General features: G+C 58.5%; 18 protein-coding genes. 12 read left to right on the forward strand and 6 right to left on the reverse strand.

Going from position 1 to position 23,756, the window contains the following annotated elements; all coding sequences use genetic code 11:
• Positions 1-153 precede the first annotated feature (153 nt).
• A complete protein-coding gene (locus tag ACPOL_RS11055) occupies positions 154-2,886 on the forward strand; it encodes a protein kinase domain-containing protein (protein WP_114207117.1) in 2,733 nt (910 codons plus the stop codon).
• Between the two features lie 69 nt (positions 2,887-2,955).
• On the opposite strand, the gene ACPOL_RS11060 is transcribed toward ACPOL_RS11055, so the two are convergent.
• Together ACPOL_RS11060 and ACPOL_RS11065 are read right to left on the reverse strand one after the other, a co-directional pair.
• Complete coding sequence (locus ACPOL_RS11060; RefSeq protein WP_114207118.1) at positions 2,956-3,516, reverse strand: DUF4760 domain-containing protein; 561 nt, start codon at positions 3,514-3,516, stop codon at positions 2,956-2,958.
• Between the two features lie 351 nt (positions 3,517-3,867).
• Positions 3,868-6,681, reverse strand: a complete 2,814-nt coding sequence (locus ACPOL_RS11065) for an ATP-dependent helicase (RefSeq protein ID WP_114207119.1) — start codon at positions 6,679-6,681, stop codon at positions 3,868-3,870.
• A gap of 336 nt (positions 6,682-7,017) precedes the next feature.
• Here ACPOL_RS11065 and ACPOL_RS11070 point away from each other — a divergent pair, with 336 nt between their 5' ends.
• Positions 7,018-7,530 carry a VIT1/CCC1 transporter family protein gene (locus tag ACPOL_RS11070; protein WP_114207120.1) on the forward strand — a complete coding sequence of 171 codons (513 nt, stop codon included), beginning with the start codon at positions 7,018-7,020 and terminating at the stop codon, positions 7,528-7,530.
• Positions 7,531-7,539: 9 nt separating this feature from the next.
• On the opposite strand, the gene ACPOL_RS11075 is transcribed toward ACPOL_RS11070, so the two are convergent.
• From ACPOL_RS11075 to ACPOL_RS11090, 4 genes are all read right to left on the reverse strand, one after another.
• Positions 7,540-8,202 carry a LutC/YkgG family protein gene (locus tag ACPOL_RS11075; protein WP_114207121.1) on the reverse strand — a complete coding sequence of 221 codons (663 nt, stop codon included), beginning with the start codon at positions 8,200-8,202 and terminating at the stop codon, positions 7,540-7,542.
• Entirely contained in the window at positions 8,195-9,700 is a 1,506-nt protein-coding gene (locus ACPOL_RS11080; protein ID WP_114207122.1) for a LutB/LldF family L-lactate oxidation iron-sulfur protein, read from the reverse strand. The genes ACPOL_RS11075 and ACPOL_RS11080 overlap by 8 nt, the downstream gene beginning before the upstream one ends.
• A complete protein-coding gene (locus ACPOL_RS11085) occupies positions 9,697-10,443 on the reverse strand; it encodes a (Fe-S)-binding protein (protein ID WP_114207123.1) in 747 nt (248 codons plus the stop codon). Before ACPOL_RS11085 ends, ACPOL_RS11080 begins: the two co-directional genes overlap by 4 nt.
• Positions 10,444-10,577: 134 nt before the next feature.
• Positions 10,578-12,710 carry a beta-galactosidase gene (locus ACPOL_RS11090; protein ID WP_114207124.1) on the reverse strand — a complete coding sequence of 711 codons (2,133 nt, stop codon included), beginning with the start codon at positions 12,708-12,710 and terminating at the stop codon, positions 10,578-10,580.
• A 182-nt stretch (positions 12,711-12,892) separates the two neighbouring features.
• Between ACPOL_RS11090 and ACPOL_RS11095 the strand changes: the two genes are divergently transcribed.
• The 10 genes from ACPOL_RS11095 to ACPOL_RS11140 all read left to right on the forward strand — a co-directional run bounded on the left by ACPOL_RS11095 (position 12,893) and on the right by ACPOL_RS11140 (position 23,748).
• Positions 12,893-13,678, forward strand: a complete 786-nt coding sequence (locus ACPOL_RS11095) for an ABC transporter ATP-binding protein (RefSeq protein ID WP_114207125.1) — start codon at positions 12,893-12,895, stop codon at positions 13,676-13,678.
• Positions 13,679-14,425, forward strand: a complete 747-nt coding sequence (locus tag ACPOL_RS11100; protein ID WP_114207126.1) for an ABC transporter permease — start codon at positions 13,679-13,681, stop codon at positions 14,423-14,425. It begins immediately after the preceding gene.
• 25 nt (positions 14,426-14,450) lie between these two features.
• On the forward strand, positions 14,451-15,080 hold the full coding sequence (locus ACPOL_RS11105) for a TetR/AcrR family transcriptional regulator (RefSeq protein WP_114207127.1): 630 nt from the start codon (positions 14,451-14,453) through the stop codon (positions 15,078-15,080).
• Between the two features lie 416 nt (positions 15,081-15,496).
• Positions 15,497-16,195, forward strand: a complete 699-nt coding sequence (locus ACPOL_RS11110) for an L-ribulose-5-phosphate 4-epimerase (protein ID WP_114210766.1) — start codon at positions 15,497-15,499, stop codon at positions 16,193-16,195.
• Between the two features lie 162 nt (positions 16,196-16,357).
• Positions 16,358-18,070, forward strand: a complete 1,713-nt coding sequence (locus ACPOL_RS11115; protein WP_114210767.1) for a sodium:solute symporter family protein — start codon at positions 16,358-16,360, stop codon at positions 18,068-18,070.
• A 24-nt stretch (positions 18,071-18,094) separates the two neighbouring features.
• The gene (locus ACPOL_RS11120; RefSeq protein WP_114207128.1) at positions 18,095-18,307 is read left to right on the forward strand and encodes a hypothetical protein; all 213 of its coding nucleotides are present in this window, start codon (positions 18,095-18,097) and stop codon (positions 18,305-18,307) included.
• A 55-nt stretch (positions 18,308-18,362) separates the two neighbouring features.
• Positions 18,363-19,790, forward strand: a complete 1,428-nt coding sequence (locus tag ACPOL_RS11125; RefSeq protein ID WP_114207129.1) for an L-fucose/L-arabinose isomerase family protein — start codon at positions 18,363-18,365, stop codon at positions 19,788-19,790.
• Positions 19,791-19,793: 3 nt separating this feature from the next.
• A complete protein-coding gene (locus ACPOL_RS11130; RefSeq protein ID WP_114207130.1) occupies positions 19,794-20,945 on the forward strand; it encodes a M24 family metallopeptidase in 1,152 nt (383 codons plus the stop codon).
• A gap of 69 nt (positions 20,946-21,014) precedes the next feature.
• The gene (locus ACPOL_RS11135) at positions 21,015-22,148 is read left to right on the forward strand and encodes a DegT/DnrJ/EryC1/StrS family aminotransferase (protein ID WP_114207131.1); all 1,134 of its coding nucleotides are present in this window, start codon (positions 21,015-21,017) and stop codon (positions 22,146-22,148) included.
• A 160-nt stretch (positions 22,149-22,308) separates the two neighbouring features.
• Positions 22,309-23,748 carry a TolC family protein gene (locus ACPOL_RS11140; RefSeq protein WP_236657401.1) on the forward strand — a complete coding sequence of 480 codons (1,440 nt, stop codon included), beginning with the start codon at positions 22,309-22,311 and terminating at the stop codon, positions 23,746-23,748.
• Positions 23,749-23,756: the final 8 nt, after the last annotated feature.

Below are 23,756 nucleotides of genomic sequence, written 5' to 3' on the forward strand. Positions count from 1 at the left end.
TGGAAATCGACTGATTCAGGGGCATCCGCGGGCGAGCGCAATTCGCTTGTCAAGCCGGAAGCCGCGAATTAGGCTGGTCTTGGCTTAGGCCACTGGCAGAATCGCCGGTTCGGGTGAAAATGTTCGGAATTCTTCCAGGTTTGGACAGCTGAGATGCCGCTGCCCGGAAATTCCCGGTTGGGCCCGTACGAGATCAAATCGGTTCTCGGAGTCGGCGGCATGGGCGAAGTTTATCGCGCCCGGGATTCCCGTCTGACGCGCGACGTGGCCATCAAGATCCTGCGCGAGGGGACCGCCGCCAGCGCGGAACGGCGAAGCCGGTTCGAGCTCGAGGCCCGCGCGGTCGCCGGACTCAATCATCCAAACATCGTCACCGTCTACGACTTCCGGGTAGAAGAGGGGCGACAGTACATCGTCAGTGAACTGGTCGAGGGCGAGTCGCTGCGTTCGCTGCTCAAGGAAAAACCGCTCGGCTACCGGCAGATGCTGGAGATAGCGACCCAGGTGGCGGACGGCCTAGCAGCAGCCCATGCCATCGGCGTGGTTCACCGCGACCTGAAGCCGGAAAACATCATGGTGGCGCGCGACGGCCGGGCCAAAATTTTGGATTTCGGTTTGGTGCGGAAGGCGCGTCCTTCGAGTTCCTCGCCGATGCTGATGGGGCTGGAGGAGACCTTCATTCCGGACGCCGAGTCCACCTTGCATGCAACCACCGAAGGGGCGGTGATTGGCACCGCCAGTTACGTCAGCCCTGAACAGGCTATTGGACGAGAGGTGGATTATCGCTCGGACCAATTTTCCTTTGGACTGATCCTGTACGAAATGGCTTCGGGACGGCAGGCGTTTGCCCGAGACAGCGCGGTCGAGACGATGGCCGCAATCGTTCGCGACGAGGCTCCGTTCATTGAGGAGAAGCTGCCTACAACCCTGCGATGGATCATCGACCGGTGTCTATGCAAAGCCCCTGAACAGCGGTATGACTCGACCCTCGATCTCTATCGCGATCTGAAGAATCTGCGCGACCGGGCGCCCGAGAGCTCCTCCAGCGTTTCAAAACGTTTACCTCGGCTGCGGCAAGGGAATATGCGATGGAGACTGGCGATTGCCCTGACGGCGTGCTTTGCTGGGGGAGCCATCTTCACATGGCTGCTGATGCCGGCCGGGCAGGCGAGCAATCACTACCAGTATCTTCCATTTGCCGTGAACGCCTCCAATCCAGTGTGGTCGCCCGACGGTAAGGCGGTCGCGTACAGCAGCCCGATCAACGGCAGCGATCAGGTATTTCTCCGCTATCTCAACTCTCCGTTGCCGGTCCAGCTTACCCAGGAACCGTGGGGAGTGCGACCGCTGGGATGGTCGAACGATCGCAGCCACCTTCTGGTGCTGCGCGGCACGGCAGCCGAGACGAGCGATGTGACTCTGCTGTCAGTACCGGTGACGGGCGGGGATCCGGAGACGATCCTGCAAGCGCGATGCATCGCGTGCGCGCTTTCGCCGGACGGCCGGGTCTTCGCTACCTTCGCCACCATTTCTCCGGGCGTGGACAGCGTTTCGGTTTCCGATCCGCTAGGGTCGGCGTTACGAAGATACACACCAGACCCTTTTGTCGTGAAGGTATCGCGCGGCGATCCGCAGCTGCATTTTTCCCCGGATGGCAAACAGCTGTTGCTGATCCGGGCGGGCGATCAGCGGGAAGCAGAGGCATGGCTGCTCCCGTATCCGGCAAGAAGAGCAGTGCAGCCGGTGCATCTTCCGCACCGTATCTTTGGTGCTCGACCGACGTTTGACTGGATGCCGGACAATCGGGAGATCATTTTGTCGAAGGCCGCGGATACCCGTTCGCCAGAGCACCTCTGGATGGTGGACACGCAATCGAAACGCGAGGTGCAGCTGACCTCGGGAGTGACCAACGAGATCATGCCCGCGGTTCGGCCGGATGGCGGCGGTCTCTTGTTTTCGACTTACGATCGTTCGCTTGACGTTCTTTCCCTTTCAATTGTCGATGGCGCCCTCGAACGAATTGTCTCCACCACCCGCGAAGAAGGGATGCCCAGCTGGGCGCTCAAGGAATCGAAGCTTGCCTGGGTGACGAACCGGAATGGTCCTTATGAAATTTGGGTGAAGGGAGCGAATGACCTAGGAAGGCCGGTGGTGACGGGCGACGATTTCTCCGATGGTCCTACGCGAGCATTCATGAATCCGGCGCTTTCTCCCTCTGGAGACAGGATTATTTATTCGCGGGCAAACTCGGCGGGTGAGATCCATCTTTGGATATCGTCGCTTCTTGGGGGACCCCCGGTCAGGCTCACCGATCGACCGGGAGCCGCTCATGAGTTCGCGGGAAGTTGGTCGCCGGATGGACGGAACTTTGTTTACCGCGAGAAGAATGCGTCTCCGGATGGAGGCGAGACTAACTTCCTGATGATGGTGAAGACCGGTGGCGCGGAAACTCCGGTGGCCCTGAAACGAGGCGGATCCGCCTATTTACCTAGCTGGTCCCCGGATGGGGAATGGATCACTTATCGCGGCGAAGATGGTTGGCAGCTGGTGAGTCCGACGGGAAAGGCGGACAAGTTCCTGGGCAACTTCCGGACGCAGTCGCTGGTCTTTTCGAAGGACAGCAAGGTGCTCTACGGCATCACGGACGACGACGAAGCCGACTTCTTCTCCGTGGATCCGACTTCGGGAAAGACAACGACGATCAAACGACTCGGCAAGGACACCAGACCTGCCACCAGCATGCGCCCGGGTCTCCACCTAAGTCTCTCCCCGGACGGGAAGAGCCTGGCATATAGCGCAGAGCAGAGCCGCTATCACCTGTGGATGCTCGAGGGTCTTCGCGAACCAGCGTGGTGGGAGCGATTGCGCGGCGTACTCGCGCGGTAGACGCGGAGTTGGCTGCTGCTTACCCCGGACCGAGCTGGTCCCATATCGGCAGATGCGTTGGATCAAACGCTATTTTAATGACTTGAGGGGGTGCTTCCGCCGCTTTTCGGCCAAATGCTCAAAGTCTTGAAATAGAGTGTCTGCTTTATGACCGAGCGCTGGACCGTGCTCTTTCCTGTATTTCTCCCGATAGCGCAGCACGAAATCCTCGAGAATGACCCAGTTGTCGAGAACGTTGTTGTAGTATATCCGTTTGTAGGTCTTCTTGTCGAATGCGCCAGTCTTCAACCCTGTAGCTATGAATTCGTAAGAGTTCAGCACAGTGAAGAACGCTTGTTGCTGAGGGGAATCGGGGGGAACCAAAATAGCTTGACTGTCGATGCCACCGGGTGAGTTTTTGAGATTTCGAACTAGCAGGCGGGCTTTTACCAGTGAGTCGTCTTTTAGTTGGTCTAAGACAACGTCGACTGTCGCTCTGCGTCTTTCGTGGCGGGAAGAAGAGCGAAGAGTAAAAATTGCGATGGCTGCTGTAACGGCAAGGACGAGGTTCTGGAACCAGACTTCGTTGAAGGCGCTGGAGTGGAGGTAAACAATGAGATGCTGTAGCCAACCGGAGGCGGCTCCTGCCATTTCTAGTTTACGACACCATCCCGGCCGATGTTAACGACACCATCTCGCATTCTCATGTTGGTCTCCTTCCGCTCGGATTATACCCTTAGGATGCCTCCTTGGGGTATTTAGTTCCAGGGCCACTAGATGGGGCTTGGATCCTCCTAGACTTATCGGCGATACCGAGTGGGTCTGGAGGGGGGTTGTCAGAGTCGAATCGCCGGACCCATGTACACCGGAGCGTTGATCATACGCTATGCCAGCATGCAGAAATTAAGCTTAGCCAGGTATGCTGTTGCCCATCTACACTCTTTTTAATAAAACGTTTGGCAGAAATTTGCGCACATACGGGCAAATCCGATCCTACCCTCTCTAGACCTTTTCAAGGTTGGCAAACTTCTCCACTAGTTTTTTGACGCCGAACTTGGCGAACTGCACCGTGACCTTTGTCAAATCCCCGTCACCCTCGGTCCGGAACACGACGCCATCGCCGTATTTCGGGTGGCGGACGCGTTCGCCGCTCTTGAATCCAGTTGCGCCTTCGGCTGGAGGTACTTCGAGCTTGGGCCGCGGGGCGTATCCTGATTTGCCCTTCGCCGAGAAGAACTGGGCGATATTGTCGAGCGATCCTGCGGGCGCGCCTGACTTCCCTGTTGGCTTGGCCGGGAAACCGCCGCCGTAGCGCGACCCGGCAGCCGCTGAAGAGGACGCTCGAGCGCTCTGGTCTTCGTCCTCGTAGCTGTAGTGCCGGCCCGATTCCATATCGTCATCGCCGTAAGGCGAACGGCCGCGGCTATTCCAGTCGGCGCTTCGTCCGCCACTCCAACTTTGGGTGCGTGCCCGGACGGGGCTCAGGTCTTCCATCAATTCGGCGGGAATTTCCTCGAGGAAGCGAGAAGGCAGGCTGGCCTCCGGCATATCGTTGCCATAGCGCCGGCGATAGCGAGCGCGGGTGACGAGAAGAGTGTCCATCGCCCTGGTCATTCCGACGTAGCAGAGCCGCCGCTCCTCTTCAAGTTCGTTGGGGGCATTGAGTGTGCGCGAATGCGGGAACAATCCCTCCTCCATACCGGCGAGCAGCACCAGCGGAAACTCGAGGCCTTTGGCTGCGTGAAGGGTCATCAGCGTCACTCGTGAACTTGGATCATATTTGTCGACGTCGCTCACCAAAGCGGCGTGATCGAGGAACTCATGCAGGGTCTCGCCGCGCGCCTGGGCATCTTGAGCGGCATTGGCAAGTTCCTTCAGGTTTTCGATCCGGGAGAGCGACTCGGGTGTTCCTTCTTCTTCCAAGGCACGGATATATCCCGTTCGATCGATCAGGAAACGAATGATCTCGGGGAGGGTCGCTGCGTCGCCGGGCTTGCGAAAGGCTGGCCGATCGTCCGAGGTAGCGAGAGCGGCCAGCTTCTGGGCCGAAACTCTGGCAAGCGAGGCTTGTTCGAGCGGAGTGGGTCCTTTTGCCGCCTGAAATCCGGATTCATCGACGACTTCAAGAAAAGGATTGAACTCGGTGGCATCGACTTTCAGCTCGTCGCCGAACGACTCGAGGCCGAGCAGTCCCTGGCCGTCGTCATCGAAGTCGGCGAAATCAAAGCTGGTATCGACGTCTGCCGGATCCTGTTCCAGGCTGCTTGCCGGCTCTCCTTCCATGCCGGAGCCGGCTGCTTCTGAAAGTTCCTGATCGGGCTGATTTGCCAGATCGGCGGCGAGCTTTTCGTCGAATCCGGGAGCGAGCATGGCGCGCGCATCTTGAATCAGGCGGCGGAAGTTCTCAAGCGCAAGCAGGGCCCGCTGCGGCAGCAACCGTCCTTTGACGGCTTGACCAGTGGCTGTCCAGAGACTAGTGCCGGTCTCAAGCGCCAGCCGCTCGATCGTCTCCATTGTGGTTTTGCCGATGCCGCGGGGGGGCGTATTGATGACTCGCTGCAGGGCGATCGAGTCGTCGGTATTCTGGACCAGTTTGAGGTAGCTGAGCAGGTCCTTGATTTCGGAGCGATCGTAAAAGGAGAAGCCGCCGACCATGGTGTAGCTGATACCGTAGCGGCGCAGCGCTTCTTCGACCAGGCGGGACTGGGAATTGGTGCGATAAAGAACGGCGGCGCGGGGTGGTTCGCCCGAGCCGTCGCTCTCCTGCCCGGCCTTACGTAGGTATTTGTTGACCTGGTCGGCGATGAAGAGGGCCTCGTTTTCTCCATCTGGAGCTTCATAGTAGCCGATGAGCGAACCGCCCTGGCGGGCGGTCCAGAGATGCTTGCCTTTGCGCTGGGCATTGCGCGAGACGACGGCGCCAGCGGCTTCGAGAATCATCTGAGTAGAGCGGTAGTTCTGCTCCAGCCGAACCGTCTTGACGTTCGGGAAATCCTTTTCGAATTCAAGAATATTTTTGATGTCGGCGCCGCGCCAGGAGTAAATGCTCTGGTCTTCGTCGCCGACGACGCAGACGTTCTGTCCCGTGCCGGCGAGCAGCTTCATCAACTCATATTGGGGGCGGTTGGTGTCTTGATATTCGTCGATGAGGAGATAGCGATAGCGGCGGTTGTAGCGTTCGCAGACCTCGGCAGAGGACTTCAAGACGCGCACTGCTTCAAGCAGTAGATCGTCGAAATCGAGCGCGTTGGCTTTGCGCAATTCCTTGCGGTAGGCCTCGAAGACGTGCGCTACTTTCTCACTGGTCGGGTCGGCCGAGCCGAGGTAGTACTCCTGCGGATCGAGCATGTGGTTCTTGGCCCAGGAGATGCGAGATAGCACGACCCGCGGGGTGAGCTGTTTGTCATCCAGGCCCATGCGGCGCATGACCTGCTTGACCAGCGACTGCTGATCGGATTCGTCATAGATGGCGAAGGTGCGGGTGAGGCCCTCGCCGCCGATGCGGAGCGACTCGATGTCCCGCCGCAACAGCCGGACGCAGAACGAGTGAAAGGTCGAGAGCTGGGGCTTGGCGAGCGATCCGTGGGCGAGCAGTTTGTCGACCCGCTCGGCCATTTCGGCGGCGGCCTTGTTGGTAAAGGTCACGGCCAGAATGGAATCCGGCGCGACATTGCGTTCCTCGATAAGGTAGGCGATGCGGTGCGTGATGACGCGGGTCTTGCCCGACCCCGCGCCGGCGAGAATGAGCACCGGACCATCGACGGCCTCGACCGCCTCCCGCTGCTGCGGGTTCAATTTGCTGAGCAGATGCTGCAAGGACTACTACCTGGCTTCTCGTGAGGGTTACGCCTGGAACGAAGGACGCTCTCTCTAGTGTAATCGCAGGAGGGAGGGCACCAATTCCCTGAGTGTCGGGTTGGTGTTCTTTGGACGCACCAGGCTGGCCAACATATGCAATCGAGCAGCAAAGCCCTGCCATTTGGGGTCTCCGCGTCCGGGATTCCCGGCGGATCGCCCTTTATCGGGACTGAAGGCAAATAGGAATGAGCCTTGCCGAGGCGGTTTCGGCCTAATCATAGAATGATGGCTGCGAATGATGGCAGCGAAAGATGGCTGCGGGCAATTGCAGCGATCATTCCTACGTGAGGGTGTATGTCGGAGCTACCTGGATGGAGAGAATTAGGCGCGATCTTCCATAACGACCGCAGCTTTGTGTTGCGCATTGTGCAGCCGGGCCTGGCTGGGTTGATGGACGGCTCGGTTTCGACCTTGGCGCCGATCTTTGCGACCGCGTTTGCCACGCATCGTTCGCACACAGTGTTTCTGATCGGCGCGGCGTCGGCGGTGGGCGCGGGAATCTCGATGGCCTTTTCGGAAGGTCTCTCCGATGATGGCGAATTGACCGGCCGCGGCAATCCGGTCTTTCGCGGCATTGTTACTGGTCTGATGACCTTTGTAGGCGGATTCCTGCACACGCTCCCCTTCCTGATCGGCAACGTCCATACCGCTTTGACACTAGCCTACCTGGTCGTCGGAGTGGAGTTGCTGGTGATCTCATGGATCCGCTATCGCTATTTCAAGACCAGCTTTGGCATGTCGTGCTTCCAAGTGATTGTTGGCGGAGGGCTGGTATTTGCGGCAGGGATTCTTATCGGAAGTTCGTAGAAGCGATGATTATTGCTCCGGCTTTGCGACGATCAGGACATCCAGGAAGCGCGGTCCGTGAACGCCCTTGATGCGGGTCATCTCGATGTCGGCGGTGGCGGAAGGCCCAGAGATGAAGGTGGTGGGTAGGGTTGAGGTCGACGCGAGCCGGTCGAAGGCTTCGGAGACGGTTTCGACGATTTGTTCCTCGAAGACCACGCAGAGATGATAGTCAGGGATGAGCGAGAGCTTGCGGGGACCCTGGGCGGCGGCGTTCTGGAGAACAATGGTACCGGTGAGGGCGATCGCTACGGTGCATCCGGTGACTACGCCATCGAAGCTGTCGAGTTCGCGATTGGAGAGAGTATCTCCTTCGGTGAAAGAAACAGATGCAGGCAGCCAATCGCTGGGAGTTCCCGAAGGAATGACGATTCGCGAGGCCCCTCGTTCCCGGATGGCGGCGCCGATCACAGCGGAGAGGGCAGTTTCGTTGACCTGAAAGACGCGGGCGCCATATTCGATGAGCCGCTCTTCGAATATCTGCAGGCGTTCTTCGGGAGCGAGTGAGCCGCTGCGGAGATAGGCGCGTGGGATCCGGTCATACTCCTGGCCGCCGGATCGAGCGTCGGCCGGGGCGTGCGGCCCGCGAATTCTGGATAGGATCGCCTGGCGCGACGCGGAGGTTTCACTCATGGCTAGTTCGATCTGAGCGTTCGCTCCACCATTCGCGGAAGGACTGTTCGGGCAGTGGAGCGAGATCGCGAGTCTGGGTCCAGCCGCTCAGCATGAGCGGCAGATGCTCGATGAAGTCGTTTTTGGAGACGAAGGGAATCTGCCCAATCCGGCCGAGGCGTTGGGCGAGTCTGAGGCGATCTCCGCTTTCAAAGACGGCGGCAGCAGTCTGCATGCCGATATTCCAAAGACCGAACAGTCCGCTGATGGTCCCCTGATCGCGTTCGACGACTTTGCGGCGCAGGTGGATGAGTACTTCAGGGATATTGATCTTGACTGGGCAGACTTCGTAGCAGGCTCCGCATAAAGAGGAGGCGTAGGGCAGTGAATCTCCGTCGCCGAGACGGCCGTCCGCGGTCTGGTGGAGTTGTGGAGTGAGGATCGCGCCAATGGGGCCGGCGTAGACCGACGCATAGGCGTGGCCACCAGTCTGGCGATAAACCGGGCAGGCGTTCTGGCAAGCGGCGCAGCGAATGCACTTTAGCGTCTGCTTGGCTTCGGCGTCGTGCAGGATGGCGCTGCGGCCATTGTCGAGCAGAATGACGTGGAACTCCTGCGGGCCGTCGCCGGGGCGCACCCCGGTCCAGATGGAATTGTATGGATTCATGCGTTCGCCGGTTGAGGAGCGCGGCAGCGTCTGCAGAAAGACTTCGAGGTCGCGAAATCGGGGAATGACTTTCTCGAGGCCGACGACGGAGATGAGCACATCGGGCAGGGTGAGACACATGCGTCCGTTGCCCTCAGACTCAAGAATGCAGACGCCGCCGGTTTCGGCGATGAGGAAGTTCGCCCCGCTTATGGCGACTTTGACGCTCAAAAATTTTTCCCTTAGATAGCGGCGGGCCGCATCGGCGAGATCCTCGGGCGTATCGCCGAGATCGGGTAGATTCATTTCCCGTCGGAACATCTCACGCACTTGGCCACGGTTTTTATGCAGGGCTGGCACGATGATGTGCGACGGCTTGTCATGGCCCATCTGAATGATCAGTTCGGCAAGGTCGGTCTCGGTGGGATGAACTCCAGCGGCTTCCAGGGCGTGGTTGAGCTCGATCTCCTCGGTAGTCATCGATTTGATCTTGATGACTTCGCTGACTTGATGGCGGCGGACGATTTCGACAGCGATGCGATTGGCCTCGGCGGCATCGACGGCCCAGTGGACATGGCCTCCAGCGGCGGTACAGGCGGCCTCGAACTCGAGGAGATATTGGTCGAGATGGTCCAGGGTGTGCTGCTTGATCGCGCTGCCCGCATCCCGAAGATGCTCCCAGTCAGGCATTTCGCCAACAACAATGGCGCGCTTGGCGTTGATCACGTTGGTGGCGTGGCGGACGTTCTTGCGAAGCTGAGAATCTTTGAGCAACTGGTGAGCGGCGGTGGGGAAATCGCCTTGCGGCCACTCCACTTGCGGAGGAGCAATGTTGATCAGGCCGGCGGCTGGAGTCGTGCCAGGAGTCGTCATAAGGCGGCAGCCGGTTCCCCTTGAGAGGCGAGAATCTCCGCCAGATGGGCGGTGCGAACGTAGGTGCGCTGGCGGTGCAGGGAGCCGTAGACGTGCATCAGGCAGGAGTTGTCGACGGCGGTGCAGACCTCGGCGCCGGTGTTCAATACGTGGCGGGCTTTGTCAGCGAGCATGGCGGAGGAGACATCGGCGTTCTTGATTGCGAAGGTGCCGCCGAATCCGCAGCATTGGTCGATCTCGGGCAGGTCGACGAGTTGGATACCTCGGACTTTCCGAAGCAGACGTATCGGGATGTCACCGAGGTGCAAGCTGCGCAGCGAGTGGCAACTGGCATGGTAAGTGACGCGATGCGGGTAAGTGGCCCCGACGTCGAGGACGCCGAGCTTGTTGACTAAAAACTCTGAAAATTCGTAGACCCGCGGCAGGAGCGCTTCAACCTCGGCGACGAAGGCATGGTCACCGGAAGCTACGGCGGCTTTGTGGTAATGCTCGCGGATCATCGCCACGCAGGAAGACGAAGGAATGCAGATGGCTTCAGCATCGCGGAAGACTTCAACGAAGTGGCGAATAATCGGGATGGCTTCGCGATGGTAGCCGGTGTTCCAATGCATCTGGCCGCAGCAGGTCTGGTCGGGCGGGAAGTCGATGGTGTGGCCGAGGCGCTCGAGGAGATGGACGACAGCTTTGCCAGTCTCGGGAAAGAGAGTGTCGTTGTAGCAGGTGATGAACAGCGACACGCGCACTGGCTAGCTCCCAACAATGAATAGGATGAGTGTATCGGCTGGGGCAGCGCTCTCACAACTACCAAAAGAGAATTTGTTTATCAGTAGGAACGCAATGCGCTCGTAGCTCTTGGTCGTAAGAAGGGCGCTTGCGGCTATTTACTTATCTCCACTACTGCGACCCCGTACTTGGGCAGATCCTCAGAGGAGACCGACGGAGTTCCGTTGGCGAGCAGGTCGGTGGCGGCGTTCGGTAGCGTGACGTGCTGTTCGGATGTCGTGTGATTGATGAGGATCGCGACGGCATGACTTCCCTTGCTGCGGACGCAGACTTCGACGCCGGCGGGGACGTTGGGTATTTTGGGCTGGACCCCGGCTTGCTGAACCAGCTGGTTGGTTAGCTTCGCCAAGAGGGCGTCATCGAGCCAGACTCCCAGGTAGGTGATGCTGCCTTTTCCAATCTTCCGGGTGATGGCCGCGGGCTGGTTGTCGAGCCAGCCGTTGCTGGGGCCGTAGGTGAGGATTGTTTTAGTGTCGCCGCTGTTGCCGGAGACCTGAATGTTGGGGATCGAGAGCTGTTCCGCCCAGATCTTAGCCGTGCCAGAACCCAAATCTGCGGTCACTGGGACTTCGTTTTCGAGGGCGTAGAACTGCTCCACGTGGCCGCCGAGGAGATTGGATAAATCTCCGGGCTGCAGTTGGGTGTTGAGTGCATCGTATTCGTCTTTCATGCCGGATCTAGGGCCGAGCAATAAGTTGCCGCCTTGCTGGACGTAGGCGACCAGTCGGACGGCCGTTGCTTTGGGTAGCACGTTGAGGGCTGGAGCCTCGACGAGCTTGTAGCCGTCGAGCGGGGCATCCGGCGAGACGATGTCGACGGTTTGAGCGGCTTCGCTGAGTGGCTTGTAGAAGGCCACCAACTCTTCGACTGGATCGAATTTCTCGCTATGGCGCTGAAAGTTGATGGCCCAGCGGCTGTTGTAGTCGTTGAGGATTGCGACCTCGGCGTGAGGCGAGGTGCCGGCGAGAGCAGCTCCGGCCTTTTCGAATTCTTCGCCTACTTGCTTGACTTCGTCGTAGACGGGGACCGGGTTGCCGTCTGCCCCAACGAGCACGCCGTGGTATTGCTCCTGCCCGTTGAGGGCGGCGCGCCACTGCCAGTATTCGACTGCATCGGAGCCGTGGCCGATGGCCTGCCAGGCCATATCGCGGACCTGCCCCTTGTCGAGCGGGTTGTTGGTCTTGCGCCAGTTCACGAAAGCGGGTTCGGTTTCCATGACCCAGAAGTTCTTGCGTTTATAGCCGCGGGTGAGGTCGTGGCGGGCGCCATTGTCGAATGGATCGTAGACCGGGTCGCTGATGTAGTCGTCCCAGGAGGCCATATCGAGCACGGTGTGAACGACATATTCATCGAAATTGTCGAACCAGCCCATGGTGTTGGTGGTGATGAACTGGCGTGGATCGGCGAGCGGACGGATCGCTTCGATCTGGTTGACCGAGTAGCTTTTCCATCCCTGGCTGACGAAGTGGCGCCAATCAAGCAGCAGCGCGGGATTCTCATTCTTGGGCCTTACAGGAATTTCGTCGAAGCTGTCGTAGGTCTGGCTCCAGTACGTGGTGGCCCATTTTTGATTGAGGTTCTGGATGGAGCCGTACTTCTTTTTCAGGAACTCATGGAACTGGGCCTTGGCTTCGGGATCGAAGGAGTCGTTGGCATATTCATTGTCGAGCTGCCAGCCAACGACATTCGGATTATGGCCGTAGCGCTTGGCCATCTCGCCAGCGATTCCACGAGCGAGCTGACGGTATTTTGTGTTGATGAAGGAGAACTGCTGACGATTGCCGTGTTCGTCTCGGACTCCATTTTCGTCGACGCGGAGGGTCTCCGGGTATTTGGTGGTGAGCCATGCGGGAGGGGCCGCGGTCGGTGTGCCGAGGACGACAACGATGTGGTGAGCGGCGGCCTTGGCAATCGCGTGATCGAGCCACGTGAAGTCATAGTGGCCTTCCTCGGGTTCCATGGTGCTCCAGGCAAACTCGCCCATGCGGACAAGGCGGATATGCGCCGCCTCCATCTTGGCGAGATCGCGGTCCCATTGCGCCTCGGGCCACTGCTCCGGATACCAGGCCGCGCCGAGCAGTAGTGGAGGCGCATTAGGATAGGCGGTGGCTTGCGCCTGGGTGGTTGAAGGGAGTAGAGCCAGAAGAAGGGCAGTCAGAATTTCGGCGGCGGCAAGCCAGTTCCGAGGGCTACGGCGGCGATTTGCCGAGGTGGGCAGACTGGGCATGTAAACGGATCCATTCTTAAGACTTCTTTTTATGACCTGCGGTGGTGCGCCGTTTTTATTGTAGTCAGGACGTTGGGAGGCGGGGGAGCGCAGGCTGCGGAGTTTTTTTGCAGGGTTCTCCGACCAATCTTCTTGACGGGATAAACGAAACCGTTCAGTATTGTTACGGCGGAGGATCCAGGATGATCCGAGTTCAAAATCTCGTGAAGAACTTTGGCGATTTTGCTGCTGTCCGGGACATTTCCTTTGATGTGGCGCAGGGAGAGATCTTTGCGTTTCTGCGGCCGAACGGCGCGGGAAAAACCACCACGATCAAGATGTTGACCACGCTGCTGCCGCCGACGAGTGGGACGATCGAGCTGGATGGCCTCGATCCGCGCACGCATAAAAAAGAGGCGCGCGAGCGCTTCGGCATCGTCTTCCAGGACCCGAGTCTGGATGCCGAGCAGACGGCCTACGAAAACATGATCCTGCATGGGGTTCTATATCGTGTGCCACGAAGCTTGAGGGAGAGCCGGACCGAGCATCTTCTGAAGCTATTCGAGCTATGGGACCGGCGGGACAGTTATGTCAAAACCTTTTCGGGAGGGATGAAGCGGCGGCTGGAAATCGCCCGTGGGTTGCTGCATACGCCGCGAATTCTATTTTTGGATGAGCCGACGCTGGGGCTCGATCCGCAGAGCCGGAATTTGTTATGGACGCATGTGAAGAGCTCGAATGAGTCGGAGCGGACGACCGTCTTCCTGACCACCCACTACATGGATGAGGCCGAGCGCGTGGCCCATCGGATCGCGATTATCGACCACGGGTCGATCGTTGCCCAGGGAACGCCAGCGGAGCTGAAGGCCCAGACTGGGACGGACTCACTCGAAGGCGCATTTCTGGCATTGACGGGATCGTCGCTGCGCGATGAGGCAGCTAACTCAGCCGACGGGTTACGACAGGTCGCCAAGATGTGGAGGCGCTAGATGGGAGCGATCTACATCCTGTGGTTGCGGGAGTTGAAGCGGTATATCCGGTCGCGGGTCCAGATTGTGGTTTCGCTCGGCCAGCCTTGTCTCTACCTGCTGGCATTGGGCTTTGGCCTGGGTCCGGTCTTTCGGCAGGCCGGCCACGGCAGCTATCTGCAGTTCATGGCGCCCGGTGTCGTCGGAATGACGGTCTTGTTCAGTTCCGTGTTTTCAGGGATCGCGATGCTCTGGGACCGGCAGTTCGGGTTTCTTAAAGAGACGCTGGTCGCGCCGGTCTCGCGGCTGCAGATCATGATCGGACGGACCCTCGGCGGTGCCACCGTGGCGATCATTCAAGGCTCGCTGATCCTACTCATCTGCCTCATCGCCGGCTTTCGCCCTCAGCATTGGCTTGCAATTCCTAGCGCGTTTCTCTTCGTGGTGTTGATCGCGGTCGTCTTCGCCGCGCTGGGGACGGCGATCGGATCGACGATCAAGGACATGCAGGGATTTCAGCTGGTGATGAACTTTCTGGTGATGCCGCTATTTTTCTTATCGGGCGCCCTATTTCCTTTGGCGAACCTGCCGGCGGTGATGACCTTTCTGACCCGGATCGACCCCTTGACTTACGGAGTCGATGGATTGCGGGGCGCGCTAATCAACGTGTGGCACTTCAATGCCGCGCTGGATCTCTCGGTTTTAGCGGGGATGGCGGCTGCATTTATCGGGTTGGGAGCTTATCTGTTTTCTAAAATCGAGGTTTGAGAAGGGACAAGACCGATTCACCGCGATGGCGAGACCGAAGAGCCAGCGAGCCCACAGTCAGATCATAGAAGCAGCGGTCAGCCTGTTCGCGGAGGGTGGCATCGAGGCCACGAGCATGGACGCCATTGCCCGGGGCTCAGGCGTCAGCAAAGCGACCATCTATCGCCATTGGCCAGACAAAGACGCACTCATCCTCGAAGTGCTGGTCTATCTTCACGGTCTCGACCGGGAGCTGCCGGTCTTCGATTCAGGGGACTTTCGCGGCGATCTGGTGGCGCAATTGGAATACGACCCGGCTGCGGACCGGAGGGCGATGCGGGAACGTATTCTGCCTCACCTGATGGCTTACGCCTCTCATAATCGGGTCTTTGGGGAGGCATGGCGCAGCCGCGTGATCTCGCCGGCACGGCTGGCCCTGGGCAAAATGATCGAGCGTGGCAAAGAGCGCGGCATCTTGCAGCGGGCGCTTGATCCTGAGGTGGGCCTGGCCATGCTGCTGGGGCCGCTGATCTATCGCAAGGTCTTCGTCCTGAAACAGGGCGGCAGGGCGCCGAAGGATTTTGAAAGCATCGTAGCGGACAGCTTTATTGCCGCATTTTCAGCCCATCGCGAAGTTCAAGGCAGATCCTCGAAGGAAGCCGATCCGGATATTTGACCGCGGGTGGCGGAAGCATCCGCTGTGGGGAGTTCGTATGCATTTGGCAATGTGATCAGGAGGGGCGGGTGATGCCGACGTTGCGTCAGGAGCGGAGCTACTCGTTTCACCGAATGACCAAATCGCCAGGCGTGGTCCTGCCGCGAGAATAAGCCGGCGGGTGGCAAGCGGCCCCCGGGTGATCTCCTGGGTTTCAGAGCCTGCTCATAATGGTTGACAGTTACCTCGTAAATGGATTTACTTGAGCGAATGAGCTGCTCTCTAATTTTCCGTGACGAGGGATGGGCCGAACGAGCGGCGGGAAATCAGTCGAATTTTTCCGGTCTTGAATTTGAGGATTTCGGCAAAAGGAATCATGTAGACTCAGGGTGTTCAGGAAACGTTTACTGCGATTGCCTGATTTCGATTGGAGCACCATGCTGCTGCCTACATTGAGAGAAGAAGTCCTTGATGCCAACTTGGAGCTGGTTCGGAAGGGGCTGGTCCTCTACACCTTTGGCAATGCCAGCGGCATCGATCGCGAGCAAGGACTGGTGGCCATCAAGCCTAGTGGCGTGGCTTATGAGCGCCTCACCGCTGAAGATCTGGTGGTTGTCGATCTAGATGGCAAGATCGTTGAAGGAACGCTGAACCCTTCCTCCGACGTGAAGACCCATCTGCTGCTGTACCGCGAATTTCCAATGATCGGCGGGGTGGTCCATACGCATTCCGAATTTGCGACTGGCTGGGCGCAGGCGGCAACCGCCATCCCTTGTTTTGGAACGACCCATGCGGACTATTTCTATGGCGAGGTTCCGGTCACGCGGCCGCTCAGCGATGAAGAGATCGAGGCAGATTACGAATACAACACCGGGGTGGTGATTGGGGAGAGGTTCAAGACCCTCGACCCGCTTGCGGTTCCGGGTGTGCTGGTTGCGAATCATGCTCCGTTCGCCTGGGGAAAGACGGCATCGGCGGCGGCTTACAACGCGGTTGTCCTGGAATATGTAGCGAAACTGGCATTCCGCACTGTCGTAATTGACTCTGAAGCTGCTAAAGTTTCGTCCAGACTCCTGCGCAAACACTATGAGCGGAAGCATGGACCGAAGGCGACCTACGGCCAGAGGGATAGTTAGTAACTTCGGGCGGCGGTAGGAGTCTGGAGTGGATACCGATTGTGAAGGATTCGCGGGAGCAACGATGACGATGGAGAAGACCGGTAACTCCGGGTGGTGTAGCGAATGAGCGGAACGTTTGCAGGGCTCCAGCCGGGCGGAGCGATCGCTCCAGGCCTGGGCATGTTCGTTGAGGGACATCACGAACTCGCGAAGCTGTCGTTTCTCGATGTGATTGTGATCGCGGTGTACTTCGCGATGGTCATCTGGATCGGCTTCTATCTGAAGCAGAAGGCCAATACCAGCGAAGAGTTCTTTATGGCTGGCCGGGAGATGACGGCGTGGATCGCCGGTCTCAGCTTTGTCTCCGCTAATTTAGGTTCGCTGGAGTTAATGGGTTGGGCAGGCTCGGCTTATCAGTATGGAATCCTGGCTGCGCACTGGTACTGGATCGGCGCGATCCCGGCGATGCTGTTTCTCGGCCTGGTGATGATGCCGTTCTACTACGTGTCGAAGACGCATTCGGTGCCTGGATACCTGAAGTTGAGGTTCGGTGAGCCGAGCCGGGTGCTGGCGGCGGTATCGTTCGGCTTCATGACCATCTTGATGAGTGGCGTGAATATGTTCGCCATGGCGGTGGTGATGAAGGTGGTGCTGGGGTGGGACATCACCTTCAGCATCCTCATGTCGTCGCTGGCGGTCGCGGTGTATGTGACGCTCGGCGGTTTACGCTCGGCGATCTTCAATGAAGTTCTACAGTTCGTGCTCATCTGGGGCGGCGCGCTGCTGGTGCCAATCTTAGGATTAATCGAAGCAGGCGGATGGACGAAGCTGCAGGCGAACATCCTGGCGAACTATCACGGCCTCGACTATACCCATATGTGGCGCGGTCTGGCGCATTTTTCAACGAACCCGATGGGTGTGCACTGGACCGGCATTGTCTTCGGCTTAGGCTTTGTCATCTCTTTTGGATACTGGACGACGGACTTTCTGGTCGTGCAAAGGGTTCTGGCTGCGGATAGTCTGCGCTCGGCGCAGATGGCGCCGATCATCGCGGCGGCCTTCAAGATGGCAGTGCCTTTCATTGTGATCCTGCCTGGGCTTTTGGGACTGGTGATCCTGCATAACCCGGATGGCACGTTGATGCATCTGGTCGGAGAGAATGCGGTGAGCGCGGCGAATCCTCACAGCTATAACGAGGTGTTGCCGCTGATGTTGGTGCGTTACTGCGGGCCGGGGCTGTTGGGATTGGGCATCACCGCCCTCATTGCCGGCTTTATGTCGGGGATGGCGGGGAATGTGAGCGCCTTCTCCGCGGTCTGGACCTACGACATTTACCAGCCGCTCATCAACAAGAAAGCAACCGATAAGCACTACGTGGCGGTGGGCCGCTGGGCGACCATCCTGGGCGTGGTGGTGAGCATTGGCACCGCTTATCTAGTCATGCACGCGCAGGGCATTATGGACTACGTGCAGGCCTTGTTCAGTTTCTTTATCGCACCATTGCTGGGAACGATCCTGCTCGGGATGTTTTGGAAGCGGGCCACCGGGGCGGGCGGCTTCTGGGGATTGCTGGCGGGGACGGCCACTTCGATCTCTCTATATGTCTGGGTGAAGCTCGATCCTGCAGCGCTTTCAGTCGTGGCCTTCTCTCCCGATGCGAAGGACATGGCGGAGAACCTGTACCGCGCGTTATGGTCCTGGGTCATCTGCGTCCTGGTTACCATCGTGGTGAGTTACATGGGGAAGGCGCGGCCGGAGAGCGAGCTCAATGGTCTGGTCTATGGGGCCACGGTGCTGCCCAATGAAGCACCGGTGCCATTGATCAAGAATCATTGGTTCTGGGCTTCGATCGTGATCGTGGTGTTTTTTGTCCTTAACCTGATGTTCTTTTAAGCGGCGACGAGCTAGAGGTGTTTCATGCATGGTTCGGGTATTTCGATCTGGTTTTTTATCGGGGTGTTGCTGGCCATCTACGGCTTCTTGATCTGCGGCTACGGCATTTATGAGCTGGTCACGGGACATGTGGCGAATGTCGCTTTGGCGAACCTGCACGCGCCCGTGTGGTGGGGAGCAGTAATGCTGGCTTTGGGGGCTTTTTACTGCTTGCGCTTCAATCCTAGAAGGAACTAAGCGGGCAGCGACTGAACTTAGTGAATTTTCACGACTACTTATCTGAGGAGAGACAATGGCAGCGCCCAAGGCAGTGACATTCGGAGTGATCGTCGGAAACCGGGGCTTTTTCCCCGATCACCTGGCGAAGACGGGTAGAGAAGAGATGATCGCCGCAATTGAGAAGGCCGGCCACCAGGCAGTGGTGCTCAATGCGGAAGAGAGCAAGCACGGCGCGGTCGAGACCTATGACGAAGCGCTGCGCTGCGCGGAGCTTTTTAAGCGCCGCCGAGAAGAGATCTCAGGGATCATCGTGACGCTGCCGAATTTCGGCGAAGAGCGCGGCATCGTCGATGCGATCCGACTCGCCGGGCTGAACGTGCCGGTGCTGGTGCAGGCGACGCCCGATCGTACGGCGAACATGACGATCGCGTTCCGCCGGGACAGCTTCTGCGGCAAGATGTCGCTGTCGAACAACCTCATGCAATACGGCATTCCTTACTCTCTGACTACGCTGCATACCGTCGATCCGGCTTCGGAGAAATTTCAATCCGACCTGAGCTGGTTCGCGGCCGTCTGCCGGGTGGTGCGGGGTCTTAAAAACTTGCGCATCGGCGCGATCGGCGCGCGCCCGGCGGCTTTCAACACGGTCCGTTACAGCGAGCGCATTTATGAGGGGCGCGGAATCACGGTAGATCCCATCGATCTCTCGGAGATTCTGGGGCGCATCCATCGAATGGACGATAACGACGACGCCGCCCAGGGCAAGCTGGCCGCGATCAAGAAATACGTTACGACCGGGGGGATTCCGGATGCGGCGCTGCTCAAGATGGCGAAGCTGGGAGCAGTCATCGATATATGGATGAAGCAGAACCACATCACGATTAGCGCGATTCAATGTTGGACGTCACTCGAAGAGTATTTCGGCGTGGTGCCCTGCACAATCATGAGCATGATGAGCGAGGACCTCATTCCAAGCGCCTGCGAGGTCGATGTACCTGGAACACTCAGCATGCACATGCTGGCTCTCGCGTCAGGGACGCCAAGCGCGCTGCTCGATTGGAACAATAATTATGGCGATGACCCCAATAAGGCTGTCTGCTTCCATTGCAGCAACCTTCCCAAGCACTTCTTTACCGAGGTAAAGATGGATTATCAGGCGATCATTGCCGGCACGGTCGGTATCGAGAATACCTTTGGCACGTGCGTGGGCCGGGTGAAGGCGGGGGCGATGAGCTACGCCCGCTACTCCACCGACGACCGGCGGGGTGTGGTGCGCGGTTATACCGGCCATGGCGAATTCACGAATGATCCGCTGGAGACCTTTGGCGGCGCCGGCGTGGTTGAAATTCCAAAGCTGCAGTCGCTGCTGAAGTATATTTGCCGGGAAGGCTTCGAGCACCACGTGGCGGCCAACTTCTCGCATGTCGCACCCGCCATTCATGAAGCCGCTCTACGATACCTTGGCTTCGAAAGCCACTATCATCCCGAGTTAGAGGACTAGCCGATGCCGCCGCTTACCGTTGAAGAACCGGACCTCGCTACTGAGGCGGAGTTACAAGCCGAGGCCACTGAGAAGCAGGCTCGACTCGCTCAATTTTTCGAGGATCAGCAAATTGCGGCCGTGTTGCTCAGGCATAGCCGGAACATTGCCTGGGCCACGGGCGGAAGAGTGGACGCCCGCGTCCTCATCCCCTCGGAGACCTGGGCAACCTCTGTCCTGCTGACCAAGGATGGCAGGAAGTACTATTTTGCGCCGAAGAATGAGGGGCCGCGGCTTGCGGCCGAAGAGTTTGCCGGCCTCGGCTTCGAGCCCGTTCTGTCTCCCTGGTATGACGACGACTGCGTAGCGGCTGCGCAGAAGATTGTGGGGTCGGTCGAAGTCGCGAGCGACATTCCGAGTCCTGGCTTCATCGCGGTCAATCTCGCACCATTGCGAGCCAGTCTGACCTCCGCCGAAGTTCAGCGCTACCGTTGGCTGGGGCGCAAGACGGCAGAGGTGACGGCTGCGGTGCTTCAGGAACTGGAGCCGGGAGTCACAGAATTTGAGATGGAGGCCCTGGTCTCCGACGGACTCCTTTGCGAGGGAATCTTGCCGTCCGTCCTATTGATGGCGGTGGACGATCGCATCCTCAAGTTCAAGCACGCCGTCGCTCGCGGAGAGCGGCTGCAGCGGTTTGGCATGCTGAACCTCTGCAGCCGCAAGTGGGGGCTGGCAATTTCAATTACCCGTTTTGTCCACTTTGGCGAGCTGCCAACCGAACTGGCGGACCGGTTTGGCTCGGCGGCGCGGGTCAATGCCGCATTGCTCGATGCCACTCGTGCCGGAGCGACCTCTGCTCAGCTTTTCAAAGTCGCTCGAGGCGCGTATGTGGCCGAGGGATTCGCCGGCGAAGAGGAATTTCATCATCAAGGCGGGGCGACTGGCTATGGGGAGCGCGAGTGGCTGGCGACTCCGTCAGGCCGCGAGGTAGTTCAGAACCATCAGGCGTTTGCATGGAACCCGAGCATTCGCGGTGGCAAGGTCGAAGATACGGTGATCTTACGAGACGGCGTCATCGAATCACTGACCGACACGCCCGAGCTGCCCATAGTCGAGACCGCCGTGAACGGGACCAAGTATCGCTCGGCCGGTGTCCTGATCAAGGATTATTCCTAAGGGGAGACTTGCAAGAGGAGACTTGCGGAACAAGACGTTCGATGGATGGCTCTGAAATAATCATGAGTAATGGAATTCATCGACCTCAAGACCCAATATCGCAATATCAAAGAATCGGTCGACCGGCGTATCCATGCAGTGCTCGAGCATGGCCAGTATGTCATGGGTCCCGAGATCTCGCAGTTGGAAGAAGCCCTGGCCGCTAGGACCGGGGCAAAGCACTGTATCGCTTGTTCCAGCGGGACCGATGCTCTGTTGTTGGGAATGCTGGCATTCGGGATCGGCCGCGGGGATGAAGTCGTTACGACGCCATTCAGTTTTTTTGCTACGGCGGAAATTATCACGCTGCTTGGCGCGACTCCGGTCTTTGTAGACATCGACCCTTCCACTTATAACTTAGACGCGAAACGCTTGTCGCACGCCATCACGACACAGACTAAGGCGATCCTGCCGGTATCGCTCTATGGCCAGTGCGCCGATATGGATGCGATAGTGGAGACGGCCGGCGACATCCCGGTCATCGAGGATGCAGCGCAGAGTTTTGGCGCCACTTACAAAGCCAGGCAATCGTGCAATCTCAGCCTGGTGGGATGTACGAGTTTTTTCCCGTCGAAACCCCTGGGCTGTTACGGAGAGGGTGGCGCTTGTTTTACCAGTGATGATGAGCTTGCGGAGAGAATGCGGATGGTTCGCAATCACGGACAAGACCGGCGATATCATCATCCGATGATCGGCGTAAACGCCCGGATGGATTCGATCCAGGCAGCGGTACTGTTGGCGAAGCTCGAAGTATTCGATACCGAGGTACAACGGCGCGCGGATGTTGGCGCCCGCTACGGCGAGCTCTTACAAGGGATCGTCAAGACTCCGGAAATCATGGAGGGATCTGCGAGCGTCTATGCGCAATATACGATTGAAGTGGAGGACCGCGATGCTTTTCAAGAAGAAATGAAGAGACGCGGAGTTCCTACTGCGGTTCACTACCCCGAGGCACTTCATCTGCAACCGGCTTATAGCTCTCTTGGCTACCGGGAGGGGGATTTCCCTGTGGCAGAGGCGGCTGCCAAACACGTAGTAAGTCTGCCCATGCACCCCTATCTCTCGGACGAAGATTTAGTGAGTGTTGCAAAGATGGTCGCTGAATCTATCGAAACTTTGAGAAAGCACTCCGCAGCAACGAGGCCGGAACTCATCGCCGGATAGGTTGTGTTCTATCCGCGAGGGAACGCTGAACCCGTGATTCACTGCAGGCTTTCGGAGCGAGGTTCTCCGGGACTTCATCTTGCCTTAAGGTCAAACCACTAGCCTTTGCTCATGAGCAAGTGCATCGGTGTCCCTGTCATTCCTGTACGGTGAGTGAGTTTTGAGATTTAATCCTGAACATAGATGGGTGATCGAGCGGGATCTTGCCCTTGTATGGGGCCTCCCAATTGCCGTTGCTATGTCGCTTGCGGCTGCAAGTTCAGGGCTCGCGCAGGGACCATTCGTATCTCCCACAACAATCCTCTCTTCCTCGAATGCTGCTGTTCCTTCCGATGATGCTGCTCAACCGCTGGTCATCACTCTCGAAGAAGCGATTCGACGTGCCCTGGTCAACGACCCAGCGTATGCGGCAAGCGTCGCCGAGAACGGCTCCGCGAGGCTCGACCATTCTCTGGCCCGCTCTGCTTTGCTACCGCAAGCATCCTTTCACGGACAATATCTATTTACGCAACCAAACGGATCACGGAATCAGGCTGGACAAGGAGTATCGGCGCAGCCTGCTCCCCGGTTTATCGCCAACAATGCCATTCGTGAATATGCCAGCCAAATTCTGGCGACTGAGACGATCAGCGCGGCTAACATCGCAGACTATGGACGCACTGCCGCGCTCGCTGCCAGGGCCCAGGCTGATTTAGAGGTTTCGCGGCGAGGGTTGATTGTTACTGTCGTCTCTGAGTATTTCGAAGTCGTCGCAGCGAGGCAAAAGCTTAGCGTGGCCGCACGGGCCGCACGTGAGGCGGATGCATTTGTTGAACTTACGAAGAAGCTTGAGGCCGGCAGGGAAGTCGCTCACGCCGACGTAGTGAAGGCCAGCCTGGAGGCCCAACAGCGCGGCCGTGAACTCGAGGACGCGCAGTTGGAGGCGGAGAAGGCTTCGCTTCATCTGGGAACTCTGCTCTTCCCCGATCCGCGGACTGCGTTCCAAACAGCGGACAGCGCAGTTGTGCCGCCGCCCTTGCCGTCGCGTGATGACGCTCAGGCCGCAGCGGGTAGAGGCAATCCTGACCTTCGCAGCGCGCTCGAGGCGGTACGCGCGTCGAAGAGTGAGGTGTCGGCTTCGAGGGCGGCTTATCTTCCGGCGCTTTCGTTCAATTACATCTATGGCATCGATGCACCGCAATTTGCAATCAACGGACCGGAAGGCGTCCACAACCTTGGTTACTCGGCATCCGCCGGCATCGACGTGCCTCTGTGGGACTGGTTTGCGATCCATGATCGCGTGAAACAAAGCGAATTGCATGAAAAGGCCGCGCAGGTTGTGCTCACGTCGACGCAGAGACAATTAGTTGCGCAACTGGAGGAGTACTACAACGAGGCCAGCGTGGCCGACCGGCAGTTAGCTTCACTGGACGCCAGTGTTAGCACGGCCCAAGACAGTCTCGGGCTGACGAAATTACGCTATAGCGCGGGCGAGGCGACAGCGCTTGAGGTTGTGGACGCGCAGAATGCGTTGACGATTGCCGAGGATGCACATGCAAATGGCGTGCTTCGTTATCGGGTGGCCTTAGCTAATCTGCAAACACTCACGGGAGCGCTCTAAGAATGGCG

The organism is Acidisarcina polymorpha, assembly GCF_003330725.1.
In the GTDB taxonomy this organism is placed as follows: domain Bacteria; phylum Acidobacteriota; class Terriglobia; order Terriglobales; family Acidobacteriaceae; genus Acidisarcina; species Acidisarcina polymorpha.

What these genes read in the sequence shown, in the direction of transcription:
- ACPOL_RS11055 (WP_114207117.1), top strand. Translation starts at nt 154, where the DNA reads ATGCCGCTGCCCGGAAATTCCCGGTTGGGCCCGTACGAGATCAAATCG.
- ACPOL_RS11060 (WP_114207118.1), bottom strand. Translation starts at nt 3,516, where the DNA reads ATGGCAGGAGCCGCCTCCGGTTGGCTACAGCATCTCATTGTTTACCTC.
- ACPOL_RS11070 (WP_114207120.1), top strand. Translation starts at nt 7,018, where the DNA reads ATGTCGGAGCTACCTGGATGGAGAGAATTAGGCGCGATCTTCCATAAC.
- ACPOL_RS11075 (WP_114207121.1), bottom strand. Translation starts at nt 8,202, where the DNA reads ATGAGTGAAACCTCCGCGTCGCGCCAGGCGATCCTATCCAGAATTCGC.
- ACPOL_RS11080 (WP_114207122.1), bottom strand. Translation starts at nt 9,700, where the DNA reads ATGACGACTCCTGGCACGACTCCAGCCGCCGGCCTGATCAACATTGCT.
- ACPOL_RS11090 (WP_114207124.1), bottom strand. Translation starts at nt 12,710, where the DNA reads ATGCCCAGTCTGCCCACCTCGGCAAATCGCCGCCGTAGCCCTCGGAAC.
- ACPOL_RS11095 (WP_114207125.1), top strand. Translation starts at nt 12,893, where the DNA reads ATGATCCGAGTTCAAAATCTCGTGAAGAACTTTGGCGATTTTGCTGCT.
- ACPOL_RS11100 (WP_114207126.1), top strand. Translation starts at nt 13,679, where the DNA reads ATGGGAGCGATCTACATCCTGTGGTTGCGGGAGTTGAAGCGGTATATC.
- ACPOL_RS11105 (WP_114207127.1), top strand. Translation starts at nt 14,451, where the DNA reads ATGGCGAGACCGAAGAGCCAGCGAGCCCACAGTCAGATCATAGAAGCA.
- ACPOL_RS11110 (WP_114210766.1), top strand. Translation starts at nt 15,497, where the DNA reads ATGCTGCTGCCTACATTGAGAGAAGAAGTCCTTGATGCCAACTTGGAG.
- ACPOL_RS11115 (WP_114210767.1), top strand. Translation starts at nt 16,358, where the DNA reads ATGTTCGTTGAGGGACATCACGAACTCGCGAAGCTGTCGTTTCTCGAT.
- ACPOL_RS11120 (WP_114207128.1), top strand. Translation starts at nt 18,095, where the DNA reads ATGCATGGTTCGGGTATTTCGATCTGGTTTTTTATCGGGGTGTTGCTG.
- ACPOL_RS11125 (WP_114207129.1), top strand. Translation starts at nt 18,363, where the DNA reads ATGGCAGCGCCCAAGGCAGTGACATTCGGAGTGATCGTCGGAAACCGG.
- ACPOL_RS11130 (WP_114207130.1), top strand. Translation starts at nt 19,794, where the DNA reads ATGCCGCCGCTTACCGTTGAAGAACCGGACCTCGCTACTGAGGCGGAG.
- ACPOL_RS11135 (WP_114207131.1), top strand. Translation starts at nt 21,015, where the DNA reads ATGGAATTCATCGACCTCAAGACCCAATATCGCAATATCAAAGAATCG.